Origin of the sequence: Streptomyces sp. NBC_00996, assembly GCF_045162675.1 — a bacterium.
Taxonomy (GTDB): domain Bacteria; phylum Actinomycetota; class Actinomycetes; order Streptomycetales; family Streptomycetaceae; genus Streptomyces.
Genome location: NZ_CP108723.1, coordinates 24,315 through 46,640 on the forward strand (window position 1 = coordinate 24,315; position 22,326 = coordinate 46,640).

Annotated in this window: 14 protein-coding genes; 7 read left to right on the forward strand and 7 right to left on the reverse strand. The window is 67.5% G+C overall.

Features of this window, described 5'->3' with window-relative positions; all coding sequences use genetic code 11:
* Window positions 1–183: 183 nt before the first annotated feature.
* The 4 genes from OG390_RS00080 to OG390_RS00095 all read right to left on the reverse strand — a co-directional run bounded on the left by OG390_RS00080 (window position 184) and on the right by OG390_RS00095 (window position 6,571).
* Window positions 184–2,004, reverse strand: a complete 1,821-nt coding sequence (locus tag OG390_RS00080; RefSeq protein ID WP_406177419.1) for an SbcC/MukB-like Walker B domain-containing protein — start codon at window positions 2,002–2,004, stop codon at window positions 184–186.
* A 398-nt stretch (window positions 2,005–2,402) separates the two neighbouring features.
* Window positions 2,403–3,212 carry an AAA family ATPase gene (locus OG390_RS00085; protein ID WP_406164403.1) on the reverse strand — a complete coding sequence of 270 codons (810 nt, stop codon included), beginning with the start codon at window positions 3,210–3,212 and terminating at the stop codon, window positions 2,403–2,405.
* Window positions 3,212–4,366: an exonuclease SbcCD subunit D gene (locus OG390_RS00090; RefSeq protein WP_406164404.1), complete on the reverse strand. Its 1,155-nt coding sequence runs from the start codon at window positions 4,364–4,366 to the stop codon at window positions 3,212–3,214. The genes OG390_RS00085 and OG390_RS00090 overlap by 1 nt, the downstream gene beginning before the upstream one ends.
* A gap of 378 nt (window positions 4,367–4,744) precedes the next feature.
* Window positions 4,745–6,571: an ATP-dependent nuclease gene (locus tag OG390_RS00095; RefSeq protein WP_406164405.1), complete on the reverse strand. Its 1,827-nt coding sequence runs from the start codon at window positions 6,569–6,571 to the stop codon at window positions 4,745–4,747.
* Window positions 6,572–7,151: 580 nt separating this feature from the next.
* Between OG390_RS00095 and OG390_RS00100 the strand changes: the two genes are divergently transcribed.
* Window positions 7,152–8,231: an ImmA/IrrE family metallo-endopeptidase gene (locus tag OG390_RS00100; protein ID WP_406164406.1), complete on the forward strand. Its 1,080-nt coding sequence runs from the start codon at window positions 7,152–7,154 to the stop codon at window positions 8,229–8,231.
* The gene (locus tag OG390_RS00105; protein ID WP_406164407.1) at window positions 8,228–9,454 is read left to right on the forward strand and encodes a hypothetical protein; all 1,227 of its coding nucleotides are present in this window, start codon (window positions 8,228–8,230) and stop codon (window positions 9,452–9,454) included. Before OG390_RS00100 ends, OG390_RS00105 begins: the two co-directional genes overlap by 4 nt.
* Here the strand turns inward: OG390_RS00105 and OG390_RS00110 are convergent, their stop codons facing one another.
* The 3 genes from OG390_RS00110 to OG390_RS00120 form a co-directional block, all read right to left on the reverse strand.
* Window positions 9,455–10,075, reverse strand: coding sequence for a hypothetical protein (locus tag OG390_RS00110; RefSeq protein WP_406164408.1), 621 nt, complete (start codon window positions 10,073–10,075; stop codon window positions 9,455–9,457).
* A gap of 152 nt (window positions 10,076–10,227) precedes the next feature.
* Window positions 10,228–10,902, reverse strand: coding sequence for a hypothetical protein (locus tag OG390_RS00115; protein WP_406164409.1), 675 nt, complete (start codon window positions 10,900–10,902; stop codon window positions 10,228–10,230).
* A 185-nt stretch (window positions 10,903–11,087) separates the two neighbouring features.
* A complete protein-coding gene (locus OG390_RS00120) occupies window positions 11,088–13,829 on the reverse strand; it encodes a P-loop NTPase fold protein (RefSeq protein ID WP_406164410.1) in 2,742 nt (913 codons plus the stop codon).
* Window positions 13,830–13,931: 102 nt separating this feature from the next.
* Here OG390_RS00120 and OG390_RS00125 point away from each other — a divergent pair, with 102 nt between their 5' ends.
* The 5 genes from OG390_RS00125 to OG390_RS00145 all read left to right on the forward strand — a co-directional run bounded on the left by OG390_RS00125 (window position 13,932) and on the right by OG390_RS00145 (window position 22,289).
* Window positions 13,932–14,480: a hypothetical protein gene (locus tag OG390_RS00125; RefSeq protein ID WP_406164411.1), complete on the forward strand. Its 549-nt coding sequence runs from the start codon at window positions 13,932–13,934 to the stop codon at window positions 14,478–14,480.
* Between the two features lie 284 nt (window positions 14,481–14,764).
* Window positions 14,765–16,069: a toll/interleukin-1 receptor domain-containing protein gene (locus OG390_RS00130; protein WP_406177421.1), complete on the forward strand. Its 1,305-nt coding sequence runs from the start codon at window positions 14,765–14,767 to the stop codon at window positions 16,067–16,069.
* 26 nt (window positions 16,070–16,095) lie between these two features.
* Window positions 16,096–17,103, forward strand: coding sequence for an AAA family ATPase (locus OG390_RS00135; RefSeq protein ID WP_406164412.1), 1,008 nt, complete (start codon window positions 16,096–16,098; stop codon window positions 17,101–17,103).
* 3 nt (window positions 17,104–17,106) lie between these two features.
* Window positions 17,107–18,108 (forward strand): hypothetical protein, encoded by a 1,002-nt coding sequence (locus tag OG390_RS00140; protein ID WP_406164413.1) that lies wholly within the window; start codon window positions 17,107–17,109, stop codon window positions 18,106–18,108.
* Complete coding sequence (locus tag OG390_RS00145; RefSeq protein ID WP_406164414.1) at window positions 18,030–22,289, forward strand: tetratricopeptide repeat protein; 4,260 nt, start codon at window positions 18,030–18,032, stop codon at window positions 22,287–22,289. The genes OG390_RS00140 and OG390_RS00145 overlap by 79 nt, the downstream gene beginning before the upstream one ends.
* The last annotated feature ends 37 nt before the right edge of the window (window positions 22,290–22,326 follow it).

Consider the following 22,326-nt stretch of genomic DNA (forward strand, 5'->3'; position numbering starts at 1 on the left):
CTGATGCCGCAGGCTAGCCGTCGATCGTGCTTGGGGTCTGCGTGGGCGGGTGGAGAAGAGGTCCGGCACGAGCTCGCTGCTGCCGCACAGGGGCTCGCTGCTGCCGCAGACGAACTCGGTGCAGCGTGGGTGGGCAGGGGGTCACAGGTCGGCGGCGACCAGCGGCCGCAGCTGGGCAGGGGGTCACAGGTCGGCGGCGACCAGCGGCCGCAGCGTGGAGCCGTTGCGGTGTTTCATCACGCTGAGCTGGCTGGGGATGCGGCGGCCGAGTTCAGCAACGTGGCTGACGATCCCGACCGCCCGGTTGCCGGCGCGCAGTTGGTCGAGTACGTCCATCACGTCCTGCAGGTTCTGCTCGTCGAGGCTGCCGAAGCCTTCGTCGATGAACAGGGTTCCCAAGGGGCGGCCGCTGGCTTCCTGGGTAACCACGTCGGCCAGGCCGAGGGCCAGGGCGAGGGAGGCGGTGAAGGTTTCGCCGCCGGACAGGGTGGAGGTTTCGCGTTCGGTACCGGTCCAGTTGTCCAGGATCCGTAGCCCCAGACCGGCCTTGAGGCGTCCGCGCCGGCCGGCGTCTTTCTCGTCGCTGTGCACGAGGAGATAGCGGTCCGAGGTCATCGCCTGCAGCCGGATGTTGGCTGCGTCGGCGATCTCTTCGAGGCGTGCGGCGAGGACGTAGGCCTCCAGTTCCATGCTGAGTGTGTTCGCCCCGGTGGTGGCCGATGCGATGCCTGCCAGGCGGTCAGCCAGGGCGTAGCGGGCCTGCAGAGGTGCGAGTTCGCTCAGGCGGGTTTCAAGATCGGCGACGAGTGCGGTCAGGGCGGTGAAGCGGTCGCGGGCCTGCTGGGATGCGCCTGCGGTGTGCTTCATGCGTGCTTCGGCCTGCAGGAGCGCATCGCTGGCGGCTTGCGGCTCTGCGGGGGGCTGGGCGCAGGCCTCGAGCAGGTCCGGCGTGTTCAGGGTGTCGGCGACGACGGCGTTGTCCTTGTCCCACTGCTGGAGTTCCTCGCGCCACTGTTGCAGGAGTGCGACGGGTTGCATGGCGGCGGCAGATTCCTCGCGTGTGGTGAACCCGGCGTCCTGGGCTGCATCGTCGGCTGTGGTGCAGGCATCACGGTGACGGTCGGCTGCGGTGGCCGTGGTCTGCGCAGCGTCGACGGCGGCTGTGAGGTGTTCCGCGGCACGGGTGAGCTCGGTCATACGGTCGCCCAGGGTCGCGGCGCTGCCGCGTGCGGCATCCAGGGCGAGGGCAATGGTGTGCTGCTGCTGTGCCAGGGCTTTGTGGCGTGTCTGGCATTCGGTCAGGCGGTCCTTGGCCTCCTGGCTCTGCTGGGTGCGGGTGTCGCACTCGTGTCGGAGCCGGGCCAGTTCTTCCTGGGCGAGGGGCAGTTTGCCGGCCTGGTCGCAGGCGGTCTGGTGGGCTGTCCGGGCGGCCTGGAGTTGCAGCTCGAGCTGGTCGGGCGGAGTTGGTCCGGCTGTTCCGAGTGCCTGCGCGTGCTGTTCGGCGAGGTCGCTGCGGGTGCGGGTGACCTGGCTGTGTGCGGCCTCGGCCTGTTCGTGGACGGTGTGGGCCTTCTCCTCGTCTTCACGCGTGGGCTGGTCGGGCCGCAGGTGTGCCGGGGCTGGGTGGACGGTTGAGCCGCACACCGAGCATGCAGCTCCGTCCGTGAGTTCGGCGGCCAGTTCACCAGCCATGCCGTCCAGGCGGCGTTCACGCAGGTCGAGCCAGTCCTTCTTGGCGTGCAGGGCCTCCGCTTCGCGTTTGGTCTCGGTCTCCTCGGCCGTGGCCAGCCGGGCGGCGAGGCTGTCGCGCGTGCGGGCCACTGTGAGCTGCGTGTCCAGGGACTGAATGTCTCGCTCGAGTTGGGGGATTTGGTCGGCTGCCTTGGCCATGGCCTCCACGCGGCCGGTGTGCTCGGCCTGCAGCGCAGGCCACGCCTCCAGCCACTGTGCGGCCTCGTCGTGGTCGGCTTGCGCCTCCTCTCCCTTCTCGCTCAGCTCGCCCATCTGGGCGCCGAGTTGGGTATGGCGCTCCTCGTCTGGCAGAAGACCTTGGAGGCGGCCCCGCTCGGCGTGGTGCTGTTCGAGGGCCAGCTGCAGCTGCGGGATCTCGGCGTGGGTGTGGGCGGCTTGCAGCAGCGTGCGGGCGGTGTCCTCTGCGGTTTGGGCCTTCTGGAGTGCGAGAGCGCTGCGTTCAAGGCCGTCCAGCAAGGGGCGCAGTGGTTCGGCGCGTTGGCCTTTCTCGAGCAGTTCGCGCAATCGTGGGTGGTCGGCGGCCTTGTGGTCCAGGGCGGCGCGCTTTGCGAGGGCTTGGCTGTGCTGGCGCTGGTGGGTGTTGAGGTCGACGGCGCGCTGATGGTCCTGCTTGGCTCTTTGGTGGGCTTCGTCGCTGCGCTCCTCGTCTGTCAGGGCGGCGGTTTGGGCAGCCTGGGCACGGGCGAGGAGGTCCTGGGCCCAGGAGCGAGCGTCGGCGGGGTGTTCAGTGTCGGGGCGGATGGGCCGGTCCGAGGCGGTGTCGGCCTCCTGGAGGGCGGGGCCGGCTTCCTGGTCGATGCGTTCGCTGAGCTGCTGTACTGCGGCGGTGACTTCGTCGAGGTCTTTTTTCGTGGTCTTGCTGCGCGTGGTGAGCCAGTTCTGCAGTTCTTGGAAGCGTCCGGTGTCAAAGAGCCTGCGCAGCAGGGAGGCGCGGTCTTTGGCGTCGGCCCGCAGGAATTTCGCGAAGTCTCCCTGGGGCAGGAGGACGACCTGGCAGAACTGTTCCTTGGAAGTCCCAGCGCCGCCTCGATCTCTCTGCAGGCGTCTTCGTGTTTGGCGCAGACCGGCTCCCAAGCGGCAAAGTCCTGCTCGGTGACGGTTCGTTCGTGCAACTGGACGGTAGCTTCGGCGGTGGCGGTACCGTTTTTGGCACGTGCGCTGGGATAGGTCTGCTTGGGTGTCCGTGTGATCCTCAGGCGGCGGCCGGCTGCGCTGAACTCGAGGACGACCCAGGTGCGTGTGTCTACGGGGGCATGGTCGCTGCGCAGGCGGTGGGTGGGGCGGATGCCGGGCACGGTGCCGTACAGGGCGAAGCAGACCGCGTCCAGGATGCTGGTCTTCCCCGCGCCGGTGTCGCCGCGCAGCAGGAACAGGCCCGCGCTGGTCAAGGCATCGAAATCGACGTCTTCGGTGCGGGCGAACGGGCCGAATGCCTGGACAGTCAAATGGTGGAGATACATCAACTGGCCTCTCGCGCGGCGGCTTGGGTGCGGACGCTTTCCAGTCCCTCGTGCAGCAGGTCCTGTTCTTCGTGGGTGGCCGGGAGACCGCTGACGTGGTGGAGGAATCCCAGGGCGATCTCGTGGTCGGTGTGGCCTTGGACGCGGGACCGGTAGGACTCGCTCCCGGGCTGACGCTCCTGAGAGAAGCTCAACTTCAAGGCGTGGGGGAAGCGTTGCTGCAGGCGCTCCATGGCCATGTGCGGACGGTCCGGGTCGGTGAGCGTGATGTGTAGCCAGCACGTCTCGTACTCGGTGTACTCGGGGCTGGTCAGCAGCTCCTGCAGGGCGCCGGTCATCTGGCGCAGGCGGCGCGGAACGGGGCAGAGGACTTTGCGTGCCGTGAGGGCGGCGTCGGCGCCCAGGTCGACCAGCCACATGGCCTTGGGGTGCTCGGCCTCAGAAAAGGAGTAGGCCAGCGGGGATCCGCTGTAGCGGGTGCGTTCGCTGATCTTTTGGCAGCGGTGCAGGTGCCCCAGTGCCACGTAGTCCGCCCCGGTGAAGACTGAGGCGGCCACGGAGGGAACGCCGCCTGCGGTGATGTCGCGCTCGCTGTCGCTGGTGTCGGCTCCGGTGACGAACGCGTGGGCGAGGACCACCGACCGGGTACCGGAAGGCCGGGCGGCCAGGTCGGCCCGGACCTGGTCCATGGCCGCACTGAGTACCGCATGATGACTGGCGCGTTCTGCGCCGAAGTGGGCGTGTACCAGCCCGGGTTCGAGGTAGGGAAGGCCGTAGAAGGCCACGGGTCCGTGCTGGTCCTGCAGGATGACCGGACGGGCGCAGTCCTCCACGCCGGTGCGCAGATGGATCCCGGCGTGCTCGATCAGACGCGCATTGACTCCCAGGCGGCGGGGCGAGTCATGGTTTCCGCTGATCATGACGAGCGGGACCTGAAGGGCGGCGAGTTCTTCGAGAATCCATTTGAACAGGTCTATCGCATCCAGCGGCGGGATGGCGCGGTCGAAGACATCGCCCGCGACGGCCACGGCCTCAACCTGTTCTCGCCGCACCGTGTCCAGCAGATGCTCCAGGAAGGCGCGTTGCTCGGCCAGCAGGGGGACTCGGTGCAGCTGGCGGCCCAGGTGCCAGTCCGAGGTGTGCAGGATCCTCATGAGCACAGACCGTAACCACAGCGGTAGCAGATGCGGGTGGCTTTCCCGATAAACAGTCTGCTTTGAGCGAGCATAGGGGCAGATGAGGGAAGGTTTCTGCACTTGCCCGACGCTGCTGCAGGCCCGGTGCCGCTCACAGGGTGATTGTCAGTGGCAGGAGGCAAGATAAGCAGTGGGGGAAGGAGGATGTGATGTCGTTATCGCGTTCTGCCAGGTCTGAACACGCTGTGGCCCCGGGCGGATGCCGCTGGTGCGGAATCGAGGCCCGCGGCCACGGTCGGCAATGGCTTCCGGAGGTCGGCTGGCATGCCTGGGTGGCGCCGACCGCCGAGCAGCGCAAGGAGCGCATGCAGCAGCGGCGCGCCCTCAGCGGCCAGGTCAGGAAGCCAGGGCCTGGACCTCGGTGAAGATGTCCCGCAGCTGGCGCGGCACGTCCTCGGCGATCGTCAGGGTCGTGACCAGGCCGTAGAACATGTCGGTCTTCCCGTTCGGACTGTTCTCCATGGCCTGCTGTTTGATCATGTCGAGGATGAGACTGCTGAACTTGCCGCCGCGGTGGGCTGCAAAGTCGCCAGCGCTCCACGGCTTTCCCGGCTGGCGGGGCCAGTGGGCGTTGGCGGCAGCAGCCCACTGCTCATCTGTGAAGAGTTCCTCGAGCTCGTTGAGGCCGTCGGCCTCGCCGACGTAGGAGACCTGCTTCGCCAGATCGAGACCGGCCTTGATGAGCTTTTCGGTCTTGAAGTGCTTGTTGCTGCGGCTGTCCGCATCGACCATGAGCATCACGGTGCGGTGGTGCTTGACGAGGTATCCCGCCAGGTGGAGAGCTCCTTCGTTGTTGCCGCAGGCCCACAGGGCGATGCCGGCGGCCTGCAGGGACAGCCCCTGGGAGAGACGGAAGAGCAGGGGCACGCTTTGCTGCTCGGTGGGCCCTTCGACGGCCAGGAAGCAGCGCTCGTGGAGCAGGACGGAGTTGCGCAGGCCCACGGCAGCGGCGATCTGCCCGAGGTGGACGTCGATGCCGTTGTGCGTGTCGTCCTGGAGGCGTTCGATGACTGTTCGGCCGTTGTCGCTGAGCTTGAGGTGCACGACGTCGGCGATGTCGACGCCGTCGATGAGGTTCATCGAGTGGGTGGCAACCACGACGCTGACGTGGGGCAGGGCGCACTGCTTGCGGATGATGTCCATGACGGTGCGCTGGTGACGGTAGTCGAGGTGGGTGTCGGGCTCGTCGTAGACGACGATGGTCTGAGTGGGCTTTTCCGGGTCCGTCTCCCCCACTGCGGCGAGTTCGGTGGCCTCCAGGAGGTTACTGGTCCACTCCCATACGGCGAGCGCGATGCGCCGGGTGCTGCCCTGGCCCGAGCGGGTCAGGTCCACCGGCTCGCCGTCGGCCTTGGAGACCTCCAGCGGGGCACGCTTGAAACCGCCCTTGAAGGAGACCTCGGGCCGGACCTCCACCCCGACGAACTCGCGGCAGTGCTGGCGGATGTGCCGGCACAGCGAGTCCGCCTCTTTCTCCAGCCGCTGAGTGATCTCCTTCTCGATCTCCCGGACCTGCCCCTGGAGGGTCTCATCTTCGAGATGGGTTTCGTAGCAACTGCTCAAAGCGGTGCGCACCGCGTCGTCCGGGCTCTCGTCCTTGCCGCCGAACGCCAGCAGCCGCGGCAGACGTGCCTCGAGGTCTTTCGGCAGCGGCTGCCACTCGTCGGTCTGCGGCACGGTCGCGGCGTGCGCGGTGAGCGCGGCCAGCAGGTCTTCCTTCAGCGTGCCCGACGGGGCGAGACCGAACTCGGCGACCAGTTCGGTCAGGTCCTTCTTCATCAGTCGGCCCAGGCCCTGCAGACGGCTGTCAGCGGGCTGCGACCCGAAGAACTCCCAGCAGGCTTCCTCGCCGGCGCGGGAGCGGCGGCGGATACGGACCTCAGCCGACAATTGGGCCCCTGCGGCCTGCTCGGCGGCATCCAGGTGGAAGATGCCCTCCACCCATGTCTCCGCGCAGCGCTGTCCCTTGACGCCCTCGTCCTGCTGGTAGGTGCGGTCCTCGTCCGTCAGACGGTGCTCACCCAGCAGGAAGGCCAGCGCGGCCAGGACCGCGCTCTTGCCGCCGTCGTTGCGGCCGGCCAGGATCGTCGGGCTGCTGACCGGGATGTCCTGCACATGGGTCAGTGAGCGGAACCCGCACGCGGAGAAGCGGATGAGGTGCACGGTCGAGCTGCTCCGTATCTCCCCGCTCCGCCGGGCGACGGACAGGGGTGTGGCGTGCGGGCGTTACGCGTGCGGATGAGGCACCTGAGGCCTCGGCGCAGGCAGTCATCCTAGAGGCACGCAAAGCAACAGCGCCCCGTTTTGCGCCAGTTAGCGTCTGGGCGAGACAAGACTGGGCTTCTGCCGCCTGAGGGCGAGACGCCGCGTCCCCCAGAAGCCGGGTGCTGCACCGGCACAGCCTCAGTGAACGTCTTGTACCAGCGCGAACCGGAACTGCGCGGTTCCACGCCCTGCGGCTGAGAGCCGAGGGACGCCGGATCGAGATCTGGAACGTCGCGTCCGTCATGGCGGAGCCTTTCATCACGGGCGTCGCGGCCAACCGAGCATTCTCTCGGGTTCCAAGAGCAGCCATCCGTGCGAACCAGCAGCGTCACGTCGCCCAGCCATCACCCGGTCCGCTCTCCTTGACGTTCTGTCAGTTTTGTCAACTTCGATACATGGAGGAATATTTGAAGCTAATCTTTTGAGGTCTGATCCGAGGTGGTACGACGTGAGTGACGTACGTCCGGCGCAGCCGGGGATGCTGGTGGTGGCCCGGGAGTTCCGCGGCATGACGCAAGCCGACGTGGCTGAGGCGATGGTGAAAGCCTCCGGCGGTGATGCGGTGGTGTCGCAGGGGTACGTGAGCCGCGCCGAGAGCGGCCGGCTGGCGGTCTCGGGAGAGCGGCTGGAGCTGTATGCGGCGGCGCTGGGGTATCCGCCGGATCTGCTGTGTCTGAATCCGCAGGTGCACGGGATCGGCGTGGGGCTCGTCCATCACCGCAAGCGTGCGTCGTTGACCGTCTCCGCCCTGCGGCGCCAGCATGCCCATCTCGCCCTGACACGCGTTCAGTTGCAGGGCATCGCCGCGTGCCGCCCCGGTCTCGGCGTGCGGGCTGCGGCCATTCCCACTGTCGCGCTCGACGCCCTGACCACGGCCAAGGACGCAGCCCGACAGGTTCGCAAGGCCTGGGGCATGCCGCCGGGCCCGGCGCCGGACATCACCGCATCCCTGGAGGCGGCCGGAACGCTGGTGGTCGCGCGCGATCTGGGCAGCGGCCGGCTCGATGCGGTCAGCCAGTGGGACGGAACACAGCCGCCGCTCATCGTGGCCAACGACCACGCGCCCGCAGACCGCTACCGCTTCAGCCTGGCGCACGAGCTGGGGCACCTGGTGCTGCATCAGTCCCCTGGCGACAGCGGCACGCAGGAGCGGCAGGCCGACGAATTCGCTGCCGAGTTCCTCATGCCTGCGCGTGACATCCGCTCCGCCTTCACTCCTCGCGTCGACCTGGAACTGCTGGCCCGGCTGAAGCGGGAGTGGAAGGTGTCGATGGCCGCGCTGCTGCGCCGGGCGCAGAGTCTGAACATCGTCACGGACTGGCAGTACCGCAGCGTGATGGTGGAGATGTCCGCGCTGGGCTACCGGACGGCCGAACCGGTCGAGATAGACCGGGAGCGGCCCCGTTACGTCCCTGGGCTGATCCGCTCAGCTCTGGCCGCTGGGATGAGCGAGGCGGAACTGGCCCGCTGTGCCCGGCTGCTGCCCGAGGACTTCCAGCTGCTGTATGCCCCGCGCGAAGGCGCGGCGGTGGATTCCGCTTCGAAGGTGAGGCCATGACTGAGTCGTTCCCCTCCCCGCGCCCGGGCGCCGGTTCCGATCCCGCTGAGCCTCCCGACCATCCTCTCACCCAACCGCCCTCTGTACCCGGGCAGTTGCGGGGCCGGATGCTGCTGCAGGCCGGAGTGAGCCGGGTCGGGTACATTCGCGCGCAGCTCGATCCGGTGCGCAGCGGGCTCGTCGTCAGCGGTCCCGGGGCGGCAGCGAAGGTCCGCAAGCTGCGCGAGGAGGGGTTCATGGGACCGCTGCTTGCGGATCCTGCCGTCTACACCGTGGCGGCGGCCGCTGAGGACGATCCTTTCCCCGACGTCTCGGAAGGCCAGCTGGCCTTCGGCGCCCCGCTGAGGCTGTCGATCGAGGAGCAGGTGGGCCACCGTGCGGGCGCGACGGCGGCCATGACGCCCACCGGATATCTTCACGCGGAAGACTCCGACGCGCTCAAGGCGGCCGTCCACCAGGTCCTCAAACTGGAGGACCCCCACGTCTTCTTCAGTGTTCCCCTGGACGTGGGGTGGCTGCGCGACGACGCGGTCGGGCAGCTGATCGCCTGGCTCAATCTCGTGCCGAACCCCAAAGCAGTCATGCTCGGCGGACAGATGGACCCGCTGGCCGGCTTCTCCCAGGCAGTGGGCAACCTCAAGCGGCTGCTGGCGGAGGTGCCCGGAACTGCGCTGCTGCGTGCCGACCTCGCGGCGTTCGGGGCCCTCGCCCACGGGGCGGCGTTCACCGCCTTCGGCGCCACCAGCAGCGTGCGGCACATCGTGCCGCCCGGCCAGGCGGCCAAGCGGTCCCCGGGCGGACCGAACTCGCCCTCCGTGCTGCTGCCGGAGCTGATGGACTTCTTCCTCGGCGAGACGCTGGCGAAGAGGTTCGCCGCGGGCCTGTCGCCGGTGTGCCGGTGTGCGGCCTGTGACGGGCTCGTGCTGGACACCTTCGTCAGCAATCACTGGCAGGTACCGGCCGCCGCCCACAACGCGGCGGTACTGATGGAGTGGCTGCGCACCATGCACGCCGTCGAGCCAGCCGGGCAGCCCGCGTGGTGGCAGCAGCGCTGCCGTCGCGCAGTGGACCGCTACCCGGTACTCAACGCTGAACTCGACCATCCCGGGTTCAGCGCCTTCAAGGTGCCCCAGCAGTTGCTGCAGTGGGCGCAGGCCCCCGTCGCGCCGCAGGCTTCGTCCGCGGCACGCCCGGTGGCGGGCGCGGAACGCAGTGAGCCGTGACTAGCCGATGCGGTGGTGGAACTCCTCAGTGAAGCACCACGCTGCGGGGGTGTGGCGGCACGGGGTGTAGGGCCGGGGTTCCAGCAGCATGTCCACGCTCTCGCCGTCGGCCACCAGGATGCCGATGCCGTAGAAGGCAGCTTCCATCAGCATCTCCTCAGCCGCCGGTGAAGCACTGTCCAGCAGCAGTGCGCGCCGGCAGAAGGGAGCGAAACGGCCGGCTTGCTCCAGTCCTCCGCGCCAGCCCGCGGCGCTCGCCCGGACCACAGCGAGATCAATGGTGACCGCCCGCACCGCGCGCCGGGTGACCTCACGGCGGTCGACCTCGGCGGCGCCGGTCGGCAGCCGCCGTACCGCCGAACGTAGACGTGCGGGCAGCGACGCGAGTGCGACGGGCTCGTCGACGGGCAGCTCCAAAAGAGTCTGCAGCGCATCAAGACTGTCCAGACGGGCCGCTGAGACGCGGGTGCGGCGTGCGCATTCTTCCCCGTCAAGCCGGTAGAACAGCAGCGCCTGGCTGCCCATCAGCTGGAGCGAGACAGACAGCGCGGCAGGATCCAGCAGGGCCGCGGAGGCTGCGCGTACCGATGTGCCCACCGACGGGCTGGCCAAAGTCACCATGCCGTTCACCCTGCCTCATCCGACTTCGGCCGCACCCGGCGGCCCCGACTATCCCACCCGATGGGGCACAGCCGTCTCGTCCAAACGTTCCAAAAACCCGCCCAATCCTTGCCACAGTGCTATGTCGCCGACCGAACGGTGGAACCGCGGGCCTACACGGAGTCCATTCTGGACACCAGCGTCCCTGCGTAGAGTGCGTAGTTCGCAGCAGCCAGCAAGATGCCGACCTGATTGTCGGTCTTGTTGCCTCGGAGGTGCTTGGACAGCTTCTCAAGCATCCGGCAGCTGAGCGACAACGCCGAGAACAGTCCTTCGAGATCTTCGCCGTGCTCTGGTGCCTGTTGCACGGCGGCCACCAACAGTGACTCGGCAGCCTGTCGTCGCTCTTGGGGTATCGACGTCGCAGCAGCGTTTGCCTGGTCCGTGACGAACTCAAGGACCTTGTCCACACCCTGCCCGGACGCCGTCGCGTACATGGAAGACCACATCAGTGTCATCGAGAGGAAGACGTACAACACCGTCTCCTGAGCGAGCATGGGATCCTGCCCGCTTTGGCGCCGCTTGCGATACTGCCGCTGCGCCCACGCCCCCATGCGCATCTCGGACATGGCTTCGTAGGTTGAGGCGACCAGAATACGCAGGGATGGCTCGTTGCATCCGGGTGATCCGTCCGCAGCTGCAGCCAGGACCTCAAGGGCACATCGGATTGCATCGGGGCCATGCTCGATTGATTGCGATTCATCCCAATCCACATGGAACTTCCGCTCCGGCCACAGCAGATGGCCGTCGCCGCAGCTCGGGCAGGACCCGAAGGTGGTGGCGAACATGTTGAAGACGGAGCCGTACGGGCTTCTCACGGGACTCTCCACGGAACCTGAGTGACGGAGGCGGATCTTTGACCCCGCATCCTGGCGGATGCGCAACCGTCCCCCGTCAACCGAAGAAGATCGTCAAGTCGGATCCCCCTCGTGTGGTGGTCAGGGCGCCGGGTGGGAGGGGCGCTAAGATTTTCCTAGCTGCTCACCCAGGCTCTGGAGTGGAAGCTGAACCGCGCCACAAGAGGGATCCACCGCTGGAAGCTCTTGGCCGTGGTCGCCATGCTGGTCGTGAGCGCGATCCGATCCAGTACGGCAACGATATTCGTGCAAGTGGCAGCCGTGGCACTGTTGCTGTCGTTCCCGGCCATGGCGCTCAACACGTCGCGTACGTCCCTGTCTTCGGGGGCCTTCGCGAGGGCTGTGAATATCTGCTGTGACGCAGCTGGTGACCCGACGAGCACGGCCAGAAGCACTTGAAGTGCCTGATGATCTGTCGCCACGAACGTGTCGAGATCACCGGCCGGGATACTGATCCTGGCCAGTCGATACAGGTTGACCAGCTTTTTGGCAGCGCGAGGAGTTGGCAACAGTGCCCCAAGGAAGGTCATGAAGTCACTCTCAGCTGTGTGGAGTTGAAGGGTATCGGGGCGTAGATCCCTCAATTCCGGAACCGTCACCGGAGGCCGCTGCACGTCGGACAGTAGCGAGGCAGCATCCGCATGGGACGGCGACGAGCTGTCGTCCTCAGCGCCCGACTCCGCGGTCGCTCCCCCTTCCGCCAGGCCTGATGGACCGGCTTCACCGGCAGGCTGTGCCGCATCAGCGCCTTGTCCTGTCGCCCCCAGCAGCGAACGCAGGTAACGGGCGGTGGCGTCCTCACCGGATCTGGCTATGGTGAACGGCACCTGGAAGATCTTGTCGAGATAGTCCAGCGGACCCGTGTTGGGGGCGTCAGCCGTCACCTCGCCCGAAGTCGGCGCCGGACCGAAGAAGTCCTGGTGGTACAGGTGCAGTGCTTTGATGAGCCACTGCGGATCCACCGCCACGACCACGACGAAGAGCTCCAGCGCAAGCATCAGGTGAACGGCCGCGAGTACTTCCACCACACGCTGCGGGGAGCATCGGTCCAGGTCGTCGATGTAGAGGATGACGCGCTGCAGAGGGGGTAGCGTCCGGGATCCCGGTTCGGTGCGTTCGATCCATTCCTGATGCGCCAGCGCGAGGTCGCTCTCCAGCTGTTCCAGGTCGCGTCGCACCTGGCTCAGCAGACTGCGATACGGCTCGTAGGGAGACGGCTCCTCGGAGCGACGGCGAAGGAACTCCGACACCCGCATAGCGGCGTCGATCCGGGCGAGCCGGTCTGCCGTCACCGCCACCCGCTCATTGGCCTCCTTGAGATCCTGCCCGACTCGGTCACCGGCCGCCGCAGCGATCTTCCGCATCGAATCGTGCAAGGACCGCGCCCGTCGCAGAACTGGCTGCACCGCGGCACCGGCCCCCAGCGCCAGGGGGAAGCCGGCGGCGATCCACGAACCCGCCAGCGCCCACACGACGAGCGCAGTGCCGAGCACCGCGATCCAGATCAACAGAACACGGCGGTTCGACCAGACGGAACGGGTGATCGAACCTGCTTCGGTCCACAGCAGCCGGGGACCGTGCAGCGGATCGCCCGCAGCCGACGCACGGCCGGTCGGAGCGGTCTCGGCAGCGGCATCCACAGCTGCCTGAAGACGCTCGACGTCGGATTTGGCCTGGTCCCGCTCGCGCAGCAGTCGGTCTCGGCGCCGGCGAACCTCCTCCACGGGCATCGCTGACGACTGCTCGTCTGACTGTTCCGTCGCGAGTTCTCGGAAGAGGTGGTCGACCAGTCCGGTCCACAGATGTTCCTCGGCGTAATGCCAGGCGTTGAACCGCACCTGTCGTACGTTGGCGACAAAGGCCGACTGCAACTCCTGCTGCCGACGGACGCGTTCGGTCAGGGCCGCCACATGCGCGTGCATTTGCTCCATGGTGCTGGATTTGCCGGCGCCCCACTCCCCCAGAAGCGCGATCGCCAGCGGCGGTGTGGTCGTCAGCGCGGTCGCGAGCATGGCGAGCATCTCCACCTCGCCCTCATGGCCCAGCAGATCAACCTTGCTCGGGCGATCACTGCCGAGCCCCGCAAGCGCACGTGCCCGCGGACCCGAATGCGAACCTCCCCCGCCGTTCCACCACCCAGCCCGCCCCGTCCCCTGCATGGACCTCACGGACCGGTTCAGGTGATACGCGTCGTGCCGCTCCCACAGCTCACGGAAGAGCGAGGCGGCCTGAGCGTCCTCACTGTCGCGCAGCGCGGTCAGAGGGACGGCTAGCCCACCCTCGCCGCTCAGACGGGACTTCAGGACGCCACACACACCGGCGGCGGCAGGATCCACCAAGGGACCACCGGCGACCCCGTCAGGTAGCGTGTCGCCGCCGACGCGCAGCGCGTCACCGAGCCCGCCCTGATACGCCAGGGTTCCCGTCCACAACTGCAGCTCTGACTCCTCGAAGGTGAACCCGTATCCCCATGCCGTGTCACCGGGCTCGAGAGGGCGCTCGGAGAGCCGCACACATGCGTGTTCAACCGGTTCGGTTAGACGGATGACCGCCAAATCCGGCAGCGGCCATCGTGCACCCCTACTGGTTGCTCCCGGGCTGGCCCACTCCACCACACCGTCGGCTCGGACGTCACCGAACGCCAGTTGGACCCGAGTGCGCGTTGAATCAGGGCCATCGTCCTGGCGATTCGAAACGACATGGCTGCAGGTGATCGCCAGGCCGGGAGCCACGAAGAAGCCGCTGCCCAGAAGTCGACCAGGGCCGTCAGGATCGTCGCCGTCCGGCATCGGGCGTAGGACGCGCGTCACCGATGCCTTGACCAGCCTGTCCAAATCGACGGCACCACGCTCGGCCACGTGCCCCCTCCCCCACGGCTCTCGAAAGCCGCCCCCTAACCGCAGCGATGGTGTCCAGACTCCCAGAAACATCACGCCGGGATCCGCAGACCAAGAGAATGAGTGAGGGACGAGTTGGAGCTCGGCCAGATTGCGGGGACTGCCGGACGAGGGCGACTTCGTCGACCGGCAGATGTCCGCCGACGAGGAACAGTACGAGCGCGAGGCCCGCTGGCGGCGGATCCACGCGTACGGCGCGAAGGCCGCGAAGTCCTGGACTGCGAGGACGGGCGACGGGTACCCGTACCGCCCACGGAGTCGCTACGCGGACTGCCCCACACCACGGTCCCGGTGCTGTGCCGTTACGGCGACCACCACTTCGAGGACGACCCGCTCGCGCTGTTGCGGATCGTGCACGGCGGCTACAGCGTCGCGCTGTGGCGGCGCCGGCCGGACCAACCGGACGCCGTCTGCGGCGACTTCCACCGGCGTGTGGGCGACACCATCGCCGAAGCGGGCAGCGCCGAGCGGCTGCCCGAAGTCGTCCACGCGCTGCAGCTGGGGCTGCGCGCGGGCTTGCGAGAGACCCACTGGGCCGACGGCATCGCCCTGTTCTACGACGATCCGAGCCAGCCGCTACCCGGTGCCGGTGACCTGTTGGAGGCGCCATGACCGCGGGACCCGGCACTCCGCCGTACCGGGCGCCCACGGAAAGCGCCTGGCGCACCAGCGTTTGAGCGTCCGGCCGACTCAGACCCTTTGCCTGCGCAGGCGATGCCCTCCCTTGTCCCCCCGAGGCTGAGAAAAATGCCCGCGGGCTATGACGAAAACGGTGCGTGGCAGCCGCGTGTACAGCACAATCTCTGCGCAGAGGCCGGTAGCACCGCTGCGGCATACCGGTAGGGGGAGGGGGTGCCCCTCACGGTTAGTCTGGGGGAGCGACGCTGAAGATCTTTATCAGCCACGGGGGAAAGGGCAAGGACGGCTGCGTCGATGAGGCGTTACGTCTGATCGAGCCACGGCTGGTCGAACGGGGATATGACGTCTTCACCGATGTCGAAAAGCTCCGTGCGGGCGACTCCTGGCACGACGTCCTGTACGAGGAGATGTATCTGTGCGACGCGGCGATTGTACTGCTCGGGCCTGTGACGATCGCGGAGTCTCAGTGGGTGCGGCGTGAGGCTGATGTCCTCATGGGGCGGCACATCGTGCGCAGCTTACGGACCGTCCTGCCTGTCTTTCTGGGTACCCAGGACACGCAAGCCGCCCGAAGGCGGGGTTTCAACGCGCTGCTGATGCTCCAGGCGGAACTCGGGAACCGCAAGCCCCTGCCCGAGGGCGGTGAGGTTGAGCAGTTTGTGGAATGGGTGGTCGCCGAGTTCGCCCCGGTTGTGGGGCCTGTGAGTGACCGGCCGTTTCATGCGTGGGTCAAGCGGGTGGCCGCTTTCCTGACGACTTCGCGTCGGAACAACTTCGACACCGTGACCGACGCAGCGGCCCAACTGAGCTGCAGCCACGATGAGATGCTGCACGTGCGGGCCAAGGTCGGCGCCGAGATGTTCCTCGCCCACCTGATGCTGCGAGCCGGGTCGACCGTTCGGGAGGGGGCGGCTGACAGCCCCCTCCCGCGCGCCGTGGCTGCCTTGCGGGCCGGGCTGGACGGTCGGCAGTTGGAGCATCTCGCCGAGGAAATCCTGCCGGGCTGGGTGGATCCGGATGATGCTGTCCCCTTCGCTCCGGTCTCCTCCGCAGGGGAGACAGCACGCCGACCGGTGGTTTTGCTGCACGCCTACGACGTGTGGACAGCCCGCCAACATGTCCGGCGGGCGCTGTACAACGAGCCGGACAGCTTTCAGTTGGGGCAGCTGCCCGATCCGCAGGAGATGCCGGTAGACGAGCGTGTACCGGCTGAGGACCTTCTCGATGCGTGCCTGGCGGCGTTACGAAAGGTCTTCGGGGTGCCGCCGCAGATGCCGCTCAATGAGCACACGGTGCAGGCGCGGGAGCGGATCCGCGACTATCTGGTCATCAACGCCGCTGACTGGCGCCTGCAGGATGTGGCCACGGTGGTCAACACGCTGCACGGATGGTTTTCCTGGCTGATTGTCGTGCTGCTGACTCCGGGAGGCAGGCCCGGCGAGGACGAGTTGCGCAGTCTTGAGCTGACCCGCGCGGTGTCGGTGGACTTGCCGGTGGGAGCGGAGCAGCGTGCGTACTCCCTCAAGACGCGTCTGGATGCTGCGGTGCAGCCGGCCGGATGAGTGCCAGTCGATGAAAGGCAGGACCTATGACCGTGGCGAGCGGTTCTCAAACTCATGTTCCGGACCGCGACGACGGTCTGGTCTACGTGATGCCCGATTCCCTCGAGCTCTCAGTCAAAGTTGCGCTGGCTGCGGGGCGTCCGCTTCTGCTGCGGGGCAAGCCGGGGTCCGGCAAGAGTTCGATGGCGCCCTTCGTGGCCAAAGAACGTGGCTGGCGCTACTACAACTTCGTGGTGACCTCCCAGACTCGGGCCCGCGATCTGCAGTGGACGTATGACGGGGTTCGCCGCCTGGCCGAAGCCCAGACCCCGACAAGAGGGTTATTGGGGAGAGGGTCCAAGCATCTGAGTCCCGACTACTACGTCGAGCCGGGCCCTCTGTGGTGGGCTTTTGCGCCGAAATCCGCGGCCCGTCACGTCCGGGCCATGCAGCACGCACGCGAAGGCATCGTGGAGGCGTATGAGCATCCGCTGGAGAAGCGGAACAAGGGACGTGATGCCCAGCATGCCGTGGTGTTGATCGACGAGATCGACAAGGCGGATCCCGATGTGCCCAACGGATTGCTGGCGCCGCTGGCGTCGCACGGCTTCACCGTCGCCGAGTCCGGGACACGGGTGGAGTTCGAGGCGTCGGGAGGTGAGTTCCAGGAGCGCCCCTTCCACCGGAATTTGGTGGTCATTACGACGAACGAGGAGCGGGAACTGCCGCAGGCATTCCTCCGACGGTGTGTCATCGCCAAGCTGGTGCCTCCCACCGAGGTGGAGGAACTGGTGCGTATCGCTGAGGAGCATCTGCGGGCCCGCCTCGGCAAGGTTGACGAAAAGGATCTGGAGCTGGCCTCGGCCTTGGCCACGGAGTTGAAGAATGTGAGGGATGGAGCACGCCAGGAGGGCATCCGGGAACCCAGCACCGCCGAGTATCTGGATGCGCTGTGGGCATGCCGGTCGCTGGGCTTCGAGGTGCGCAAAGACGACGAGAACTGGCAGGCAATCCGCGGACTCACACTCTTCAAGCCACAGCATCTGAGGGACTGAGTAGTGGACATCGAGCGTCTTCAGCAGGCGGAAGGGCCCTGGCCTTCAGGGGAGATCTGGATCGCTGACATGGCGCGGGTGGTCGCTTCGCTGGGCGTGGATCTGGCCGACCACGTCACGTTGACCAAGATCGCCGAGTTGCTGGGGATGCAGATGCCCGCCCCGGTGCGCAGAGCGTCGCAAACAGGCGCCCCGCACAGCGGGTCCGTGCCCCCCTCTCTGCGTCCTCCGCCTCCTGCCCGGCCTTCGGCACCTGCTACGGAGAGTGCCGCGCCTGCCCAGCCGTTCCCGGATGAACCGACGCCTTTGCTGACGCCCTTGAGTTCGGGGCAGAGTGAGCCCCGTGCGTGGGCCGAGCCGGCCCTGGCCCTGCAGGATCAACAGCCTGCCGCACACCCCGCGCCCTACGAGCCATTGCTGCCTCCCAGCTCCGAAGCGGCCACGCTCCACGCACTGCTGTCGCGCATCGTGTTCGAGGGGCCGGTCGACCTCGAGCGTCTGCTCGATCTGGTGGCCGAGAACGCCTTTGTTCCCGAACTGCCCCGTCGCCCGGTGCGTACGCTGCGGTTCGGGGTGCAGCTTCTGGTCGATCTCGGAGAAGGCATGCAACCGTTCCTGCGAGACGAGATGGAGATTCTGGAGCGGGTAGCGGCGATCGCCGGCCGTCACAGCTGCGAAGTTAGGTATTTCACGGATTGTCCGCTGCACCGGTGCGGTGAGGGCGCTGGATGGACGTGGAAGCCCTACCGGCCGCCGGCGAGCGGCGCCAAGGTGCTCGTGCTCAGCGACTTCGGACAGCATGGGGACAGCGGAGGCAGCGCTGCCTACCGGCTGCGCAGGGACTGGCAGGCCGCGGTTGATCTGATGCGGCGCAACGGCTGTCTGCCCGCTGCTTTGGCACCGATGCCGCCCGATCGCTTCCCCGCATGGCTGACTTCCCTGATGCCGGTACTGAGCTGGGACCGGACGACGACCACGGCACGTGCCCTGATCGGACTGTCATGAGTGCGGAACATGTTCGCATCCCCGGCCACGAGTCAGGCCTGCCGCGCCTTGAGGACATGCCAAGGACAGCCCGCCGACTGGCTGTCGTCCTGAGCACCGCCACCCGTATCGAACCCGAATTAATGCGGACGGTTCGTATCAGGATCCGTCCCGACCTCGATGTGGGCGCGGAATCCGCGCTGTGGTTCGGGCCGTGGGCGCACCGCAACGCCGCCCAGTACATGGCGCTGCGCCCCTCGCTGCTGGAGCCGCTGAGGAACGAACTGCGTGATGAACTGGTGGCAAGCATGCCGGGCGATGCCGTGCGGCGGGCGGGCGAGGCCATCTTTCGGACCCATCGCAGCCTTTCCCCTGTGCTGGCGTTGGAAGAGCAGGTCACGTGGGCGGCGGTGCTGGCCGATGCCGGAGTGCGAACTCCGGAGACGGATGGTGACCCCCAGTTCGCGGTGGATCGGCTGCTGGAACGTGCGTTGCGGGCTGCTGTGGAGACACCAGAGCGGCGCGATGGGTTACGCCGCTGGTTCGCAGGAGCCTGGCAGCGTTTCCCCGAGCGGGTGCGGCAGGCTCCTGCAGCACTCGACCTCTTCGATGTGCTGCACTTGGAGGGCTCTTCCTCCCTCTCCCCCGCCCGTGTTTCCGCGCCCGTCCAGCCTGCCCACCTTGGGGGCGTAAGTGACGTCATTCTTTCCGTGCGGCACGACGGCGGGTACGTCACCGTCGGAGATCCGGGCTGGCCGGCGGAGAGCGTCCTGGTTCCCGACACGCAGCCACGCATTCTTGAAATCGCCCACGATCTCACCGCCTGGGAGCAGGCAGAGAAAGTGCGGGTCCCGCGCGGAGGACGCATGAGCGTGCCGGTTTCGGACGTTCCCGTCTACGTGCGCACCGCCCGCGGTGTGGTCTACCAGCTGGGTGCGCCCGGCAGTTCAGAAGTAATCGGCTATCCGGCCATTGCCACGACGGCCCGGCAGGACCGCGGTCTGCTGGGTGGCCCTGTCACGGACCTCACGAGTGCATCGGCTGTTCGCTTCGGTATTGCTCCGGTCATCAGCCCGCACCAGGGCAAGCGCTCACGTGACTACCGCCATCCGCTCTATGAGGTGCGCACCGTCCCCGCCCCCTATCTCCCGAACGCCGTTGATACGCGACTGGCGGTTGTCCTGCGCGGTGCCCGTGCGGGCAGTCGGCTGGTGGTGGTCACCGGGGGGCCGGCCAGCGGCCGCACCCGTACGGCATGGGAGGCGATGCGCCGTGTTCTCAGCGACTGGTGGGTATGGTGCCCGGAGCTGCTGGACCGTGCTCAGGTACTGATCGATGCTGTGGCCCACGACCAGTTGGGCTCACAGACCGTGGTGTGGCTGGATGACATCGATCTTCTTCTGGCCGATGCGCTGGCCGGTGAGAAGGTGGCGGAGGCGCTGGAGGAGGTGCTCACGGACCCCGCCCGGCGGCCCCTGCTGCTTCTGGCCACGGCCCGTCCGTTTCCTGACAGTCGCGCCGGTATGGGCCCACGGGCCGCGGCCCTGCTGGCCCGGGCCGCACACGTCCAGATGCCGGAGAGCCGCCCGGATGTTGCGCTGCGGGCTCCGTTCGCGGGGACGGGCGGGACTCAGGCTTCGGTGTTCGAACAGCCCCGCCTCAAAATCATGCCTCGCAGCGAATTGCCCACGCGCACCGAAGGTTTCGTCGGGCGGGCCACAGAGTTGGAACAGCTGTTCTTTCTCCTCGGCACCAGGGCCGCGAGGTCCGCATTCGCCGTTGTCACAGGTCTGTCCGGAGCCGGCAAGACCGCTCTTGCGGTGGAGGCCGCGCACCGAGCACGCCAGCGGGGCTGGTTTCCCGGCGGGATCCTGTGGATGAACCTGGCGGGCCAGCCGTTCACACCGTCGCGTCTGCTGACCAGACTCGGCCTCTCCCGGAAGGGCCAGCCGGACGACGAGGCCGCGCAGTGGGTGGTGTGCGCGGCACTGCTGCACCAGCTCACCGGCACAGGCCATCAGCCCGTTCTGCTTGTCCTGGACGATGCCCCGTCCTGGGAGTTCGACGACCTGCCTTCGCTCGCCCCCGGCCTATCCGTCCTGGTCACCTCACACGGGGAGGGACCCCAACGGGCCGAGTCCGTGGTGCTCGGCCCCCTGGAGGCAGCAGACGCGCACCGCTTGCTCGAGGCAAGACTGGCTTCCTGGGAGCAGGCTGGCGGCGTCGGCCCCGAGGAAGAGGCTGCGCGGGAACTGGTCGAGGCGTGCGGACGGTTGCCGCTGGCACTGTCTGTCGCTGCCGCGCTGCTGGCCGCAGACCGCACCCTGACCGTGCCCGCTCTGGTCGCCGCCATCGAGCAGGCGCCGATCGGCCTGGACGCCTTGGCCTATGAGGAGCAGTCCGTCCGCGCTGCCATTGACAGGTCGTACTCCCGGCTCAATCCCACACAAGCGCGCGTCTTTCGTCTGCTGGCTCTGCTCCCCACCCCCGAATTCACCTCCCCTGCAGCCGCCGCTCTGCTCGGCCGTCCGCCAGAGCGGTTGCTGCGCAGACTGGTCCGTTTGCACCTGCTCGATCACGAACCGCGAGGCGGCCGCTGGCACATGCACAGCCTCGTGCGCCAGTATGCGGCCGACCTGGGCCTGGAACATGCCCTCGAGGACGAGAAAGAAGAGGCGTTCGAGCGTCTCATGCACCATTACCGGCTGCATGCTGAGGCAGCCGATGGCTGGCTTCGGGGGAAAACCCCGCCGGATGCAAAAGTGTTCACATCCCGGCGCCAGGCTGTGCTCTGGCTGAGGAGCGAACGTGTCAGCCTGGTGGCGGCCGTGGACTGCTGCCTCAAGGAGGGCCGTCGCCGCACCGCTGCTGCGATCGCACTGGCCTTAGCGGAATTCTTGACGCGGGGACAGCACTTCGAAGACCTCCTCCATGTCATGCGCGCCGTCCTCGACTCCCCCGGAAGCAACGAGGACGATCAGTACACGCGGGCGGCGGCGCTGAACAATTTCGCCCTGGCCATGGCCAGGACAGGCAACTTCGAAGAGGCCCTGGACGCGCTCAAGCGTGCGGCCGAACTGCACGGCCGTCTGGGGGACCGCCGTGCCGCCTATGCGGTGATGCTGCGGAATCTGGGGGCGACGCTGCTGGTCGGCAACCGCCCCCGGCATGCCGCGCAGGTTCTGCGTGATGCCGCCGGGTACTACGCGGACGCTTCCGGCGAGCCGATGCGCGCCCAGGTGCTCAGCCATCTTGGTCTCGCGTTGCTGGAGTCGGGAGAACCCGTTCAGGCGATTGATCCGTTGCTGCAGGCCGGCGAACTGCTGACTCATGTTCAGGCGCCGACGCAGGACCGGGCAATGCTCCTGGCCAACCTGGGCACGGCTTTGTTGCGCACTGGCCAGCGGGAGGAGGCGGTGGCCGTGCTGCTGGAGGCCACCGCGCTGGATGATGACGGCGGCAGCCGGCGCGGACAGGCGGACATGAGGGAACGACTCGGTCGGGCCATGATGGAAGCTGGCCTCTTCGCCGAGGCTGTCCGCTGCTTGGATGACGCGGTGTCCGCCTACGGGGAGTTGGCGGACACCCGCAACGAGGCGCAGGCGCGCAATAACCTCGGGCTGGCCCTGCTGGACACCAACCGGGGGGGTGAAGCGGTGCGGCAACTGGAAGACGCGCTCCATCTCTACCGCGGCAGCGGCGACGCCCTGTCGGCCGCACAGTGCAGCAACAACCTGGGCAAGGCACTGCGTCGCCTCGGCGAGCACAGTACGGCTGTCGAGGTGCTCAGCCAGACGGTGGCGGACCTCCAAGGCGCGGGAGACGAGGCCGGGGCGGCCGAGGCGCTGCTCAATCTGGGGCTGGCCCAGCTGGCTGAGGGGCATGCACCCCAGGCGCAGGCAACGCTCACCGCCAGCGCCGAGGCGCACGCGTCGTTGGGGAACATCACCGGGCGTGCGCATGCTCTGCTGGGACTGAGCCGTGCCGCGATGAGCAACGGCGATCCGCAGGCGGTGCAGTACCTGCGGTTGGCCACTGAGGCATTCCGCCATGGGCGTTCCACAGAGGGGATGAGGGAAGCGCTACTGCTTCTGAGTGACTTGTTTGCCACCACAGGGCAGAAAGGTGAAGCCAGCAGGGTTTTGCGGGAGGCGCTGCACTTCAGGGACGAGTCGGCTGCCGAGTCACGCGCATTGCCGTAGGCGAGCCGGGCCAGAGGGAGAGCCGGCTCTGTTAGGC